The sequence below is a fragment of the Streptomyces calidiresistens genome, from assembly GCF_014141525.1.
Classification (GTDB): Bacteria; Actinomycetota; Actinomycetes; order Streptomycetales; family Streptomycetaceae; genus Streptomyces; species Streptomyces calidiresistens.
Map to the genome: position 1 here is coordinate 1 of NZ_VKHS01000520.1, position 4,032 is coordinate 4,032.

General features: G+C 75.5%; 2 protein-coding genes and 1 pseudogene. 2 read left to right on the top strand and 1 reads right to left on the bottom strand.

Features of this window, described 5'->3' with window-relative positions:
• Nucleotides 1-44: 44 nt before the first annotated feature.
• Together FOE67_RS18805 and FOE67_RS18810 are read left to right on the top strand one after the other, a co-directional pair.
• Nucleotides 45-1,265, top strand: a pseudogene (locus FOE67_RS18805) (DUF4032 domain-containing protein); the annotation flags it as partial.
• Between the two features lie 372 nt (nt 1,266-1,637).
• On the top strand, nt 1,638-2,561 hold the full coding sequence (locus FOE67_RS18810) for an NADP-dependent oxidoreductase (RefSeq protein WP_182665839.1): 924 nt from the start codon (nt 1,638-1,640) through the stop codon (nt 2,559-2,561).
• Between the two features lie 88 nt (nt 2,562-2,649).
• Here the strand turns inward: FOE67_RS18810 and FOE67_RS18815 are convergent, their stop codons facing one another.
• Nucleotides 2,650-3,939 carry an NAD(P)/FAD-dependent oxidoreductase gene (locus FOE67_RS18815; protein ID WP_182665841.1) on the bottom strand — a complete coding sequence of 430 codons (1,290 nt, stop codon included), beginning with the start codon at nt 3,937-3,939 and terminating at the stop codon, nt 2,650-2,652.
• Between the last annotated feature and the right edge of the window lie 93 nt (nt 3,940-4,032).

Below are 4,032 nucleotides of genomic sequence, written 5' to 3' on the forward strand. Positions count from 1 at the left end.
AGAGAAAGTGCCGGCCCCCTCCCCGGCCGGCGCACACTGATGGCATGGACCTGCGCATCACCGCCACCGATCCCGAGCACCCGGCGACCCTGTTGGACCTGCCCTGGGACGTGCCGCTCGTCGACTGGCCCGAGGAACACCTGGTGGCCCTGCCCCGGGGCATCTCGCGCCACGTCGTGCGCTTCGCGCGCGCCGGCGGGGAGGTCTTCGCCGTCAAGGAGGTGGGGGAGTGGGCGGCGATCCGGGAGTACGGCCTGCTGCGCGACCTCGACCGGCTCGCCGTGCCCTCCGTCGACCCCGTCGCGGTCGTCACCGGCCGCGCCACCCGGGAGGGCGAACCACTCGAACCGGTCCTCATCACCCGGCAGTTGAAGGGCTCCCTGCCCTACCGGGCGATGTTCGAGACCACCATGCGCCCCGACACCGTCCGCCGCCTCCTCGACGCCCTGGCGGTGCTGCTGGTGCGCCTGCACCTCAACGGCTTCGCCTGGGGCGACTGCTCCCTGTCCAACACCCTCTTCCGCCGGGACGCCGGTGCCTACGCCGCCTACCTGGTGGACGCCGAGACGGGTCAGATCCAGCCGCAGCTCACCCGGGGCCAGCGCGAGTACGACCTCGAGGTCGCGCGGGTCAACATCTCCGGCGAACTCCTCGACCTGGAGGCGGGCGGCTCCCTGCACCCCTCCATCGACCCCATCCCCTTCGGCGAGGCCATCGTCGAGCGCTACGGCGAACTGTGGCACGAGCTGACCCGCACCTCGGTCTACCCGCGGGCCAAGCGGCACTACATCGACCGGCGGGTCCGCCGCCTCAACGACCTCGGCTTCGACGTCGCCGAGATGCAGATCCAACGCTCCCCGGACGGGGACACCGTCACCTTCCTGCCCAAGGTCGTGGACGCCGGCCACCACCAGCGCCAACTGCTGCGCCTCACCGGCCTCGACGCCGAGGAGAACCAGGCCCGGAGCCTGCTCAACGACCTGGAGACCTGGATGGCCTCCCAGGAGGACTACGCGCCCGGTGACCCCCTGGGGGCCCGCCCCGAGGTGCTGGCCCACCGGTGGGTGCGCGACGTCTTCCGCCCCGCCGTCCGGGCCGTTCCGCGCGACCTGCGGGAGCGCATGGACACCCCGCAGATCTACCACGAGCTGCTCGAACACCGCTGGTACCTCTCGGAGCGGGCCCAGCGCGACGTCGGCATGGAGGCCACCGTCGAGGACTGGGTGCGCAACGTGCCGCACCCCCCGCTGCCCAGCGCCCTCGCCCCGATCGGGACGGACGCCGACCTCCTCGCCCCGGCCGAGGCCGCGGCGGTGGACCCGATGGGCGACGCCGAGCCGGGGGAACCGGGGGGACCGGAGACCTCGGGGGGACCCGAGGAGGAAGAAGGAGCACCGGGGGAGAGGGACCGGGACGGCGGGGAGACCCGCGGGGACGCCGTTCCCGCCCCCGCCGGGCGCCCCGACGCCGGCACGGCGCCCGGAGGCACCCGGCCACCCTCCTGAGGGCCCGCGGACACCGCGCCGCGCCGGGCCGCACCGCCGGAGGGCGCGACCCGGTGCGGCGGAACGGGTGACGGACGCCCCGGTCGGCGCGCCGGGGGAATACCGGCTCCCATCCGGGGCACTGCACCGACTATGAGAGCCATCGTGCTGCACCGATACGGAGGACCCGACGAACTGCGGGAGGAGGAACTGCCGGATCCCCGGGTCGCCCCCGGTGAGGTCCTGATCCGGGTCCGCGCCGCCGGCGTGAATCCCGTGGACTGGAAGATCGGCGCCGGGGCGCTCGACGCCCTGATGGAGGTCCGTTTCCCCCTCGTGCCCGGCTGGGACGTCTCCGGCGTCGTGGAGAGCGTCGGCCTCGACGTTCGCGAGTTCGAACCCGGTGACGAGGTTCTCGGCTATCTGCGCAAGGACTGGACCCAGGCCGGCACCTACGCCGAACTCGTCTCCGCCCACGTCCGGCTCCTCGCGCACAAGCCCCCCTCCCTGGGCTGGGCCGAGGCCGCCGGTCTGCCCCTGGCCGGACTCACCGCGCTCCAGGCGCTGCGCCGTGCCCGGGTGGGCTCCGGCGACACCGTGCTGGTGCACGCCGCCGCCGGGGGCGTCGGCTCGCTCGGCACCCAGCTCGCCGTCCTGCGCGGGGCCCGGGTCATCGGCACCGCGAGCCCTCGCAACCACGACTTCCTGCGCGGCCTGGGGGCCGAACCCGTGGAGTACGGCGAGCAGCTGGAGGAGCGGGTGCGCGCCCTCGCGCCGCGTGGGGTGGACGCCGCCCTCGACTTCGTCGGGGAGGACACCCGCGCCGTCTCCGCCTCCCTGGTGCACGACAGCGCCCGGATCGTCTCCATCGCCGACCCGGGCGTCGCGGAGGTCGGTGGTGCGTACCTGTGGGTGCGCCCGGACGCGGAGGACCTCACCGAACTGGCCCGCCTCGCCGCGGAGGACCGTCTCACGGTGCCGATCGAGCACACCCTCCCGCTCTCCTCGGCCGCCGAGGCGTGGCGGCGCAGCGCCGCCGGCCGTACCCGCGGGAAGATCGTCCTCACGGTCTCCTGAGAACACCCGTCCGCCCGGCCCGGCAACCCCGGGCGGACCCGATCCCGGGGCACCGGCGACGCCGGTGCCCCGGCCCCCGCGCGGCGCCTCAGCGCCGTGCGGGCAGCAGCCCCGCCGCCCGGGCCAGGTCCACCAGCACCTCGCGGGCGGCCCGCGCCCCCGACGCCATCGCGCCCTGCACCGACCCCGTCGCCCGGTGGTCGCCGCACACGTACCTGCGCGCCGAGACCCGCGTCGTCCGACCGAGCGGCTGCGGCGGCTCCATCGCCGGCAGCGCCCCGCGCACCGTCACGGCGTGCACCGCCTCCCACGCCGAGGGGTCCACCCCGTACGCGTCGCCCACCGCCGCCCGGACCCCGGCCTCCCGGCCCGGCCGATCCTCCCCGAGCACGGAGGTCGAGATCAACGCGACCCCGCGCGGCGCGCAGTCGGGCGCCACCTCGCTGAGCACACAGGAATTGAGGAACCGGTGCCGTGCGGAGTCCAGCAGGAGCGTGGGCTCGGTCAGGGGGGACCGCTCGGCCGCGTGGTAGTAGGTGGTCACCGTGCGGGTCCGGGGCGCCGACACGCCCGGCACCAGCCGGGCGGCGGCCGGGCCGTCCGCGGCCACCACGACGATCCGGGCGCCGATCTCGGCGCCCTCCTCCGTGAGCACCCCCTCGTCCGTCACCTCCCGCACCGGACACCCGGTGCGCACCGTGCCCTCCGGCAGCCCCGCCGCCAACCACCGGGGTACCGCCCCGATGCCCCCGGCGGGCAGGCACAGCGAACCGCGCAGCATGCTCCGCCAGACCAGGTGGAAGACCCGGGCGGAGGTCGCCAGGTCCGGCTCCAGGAAGACACCGGACAGGAAGGGCCGGAAGAACCGCTCCACCAGCGCGTCCGAGATACCCGCCTCGGCCAGCGCCCGCCGCACCGGGATGTCCGGCCCGGCCTTGATCACCGACGCCGGGGCCAGCGCGTCCCGGGCGCTCAGCAGCCCCAGGGCCGGCACGTCCCCCCACGGGCCCAGGCCGCCGCGCAGGAAGGTCGCCGTCGCCGACGGACGGGGGATCGGCGCGCCGAAGCGCAGATGTCCCCGCCCGGTGGCCAGCAGCACACCCGGGGTGAAGGGGTACATCCGGGGTCCGCCGAACCCCATCCGCCGGCGGACCTGCGGATATCCGGTGTTGAAGACCTGGAAACCGCGATCCAGCAGGAAACCGTCCCGCCGATCGGTGCGCATCCTGCCGCCCACGTCGTCCGACGCCTCCAGCACCAGCACCTCGAGCCCGGCGGCCGTCAGATCCGCCGCGCAGACCAGCCCCGCCACCCCGGCTCCCACCACGATCGCGTCCGGCCGGGCCGGGACCGGACCCCGCCATGACCGCTCCGGCATCCTCCACCACTCCCTTCCGCGGAACCGTGCCGCGCTCGCGCCGCGACCGGCCGGTTCCGGCACACCCCGGCCCGCCCCCGGGGCCCCGGATCC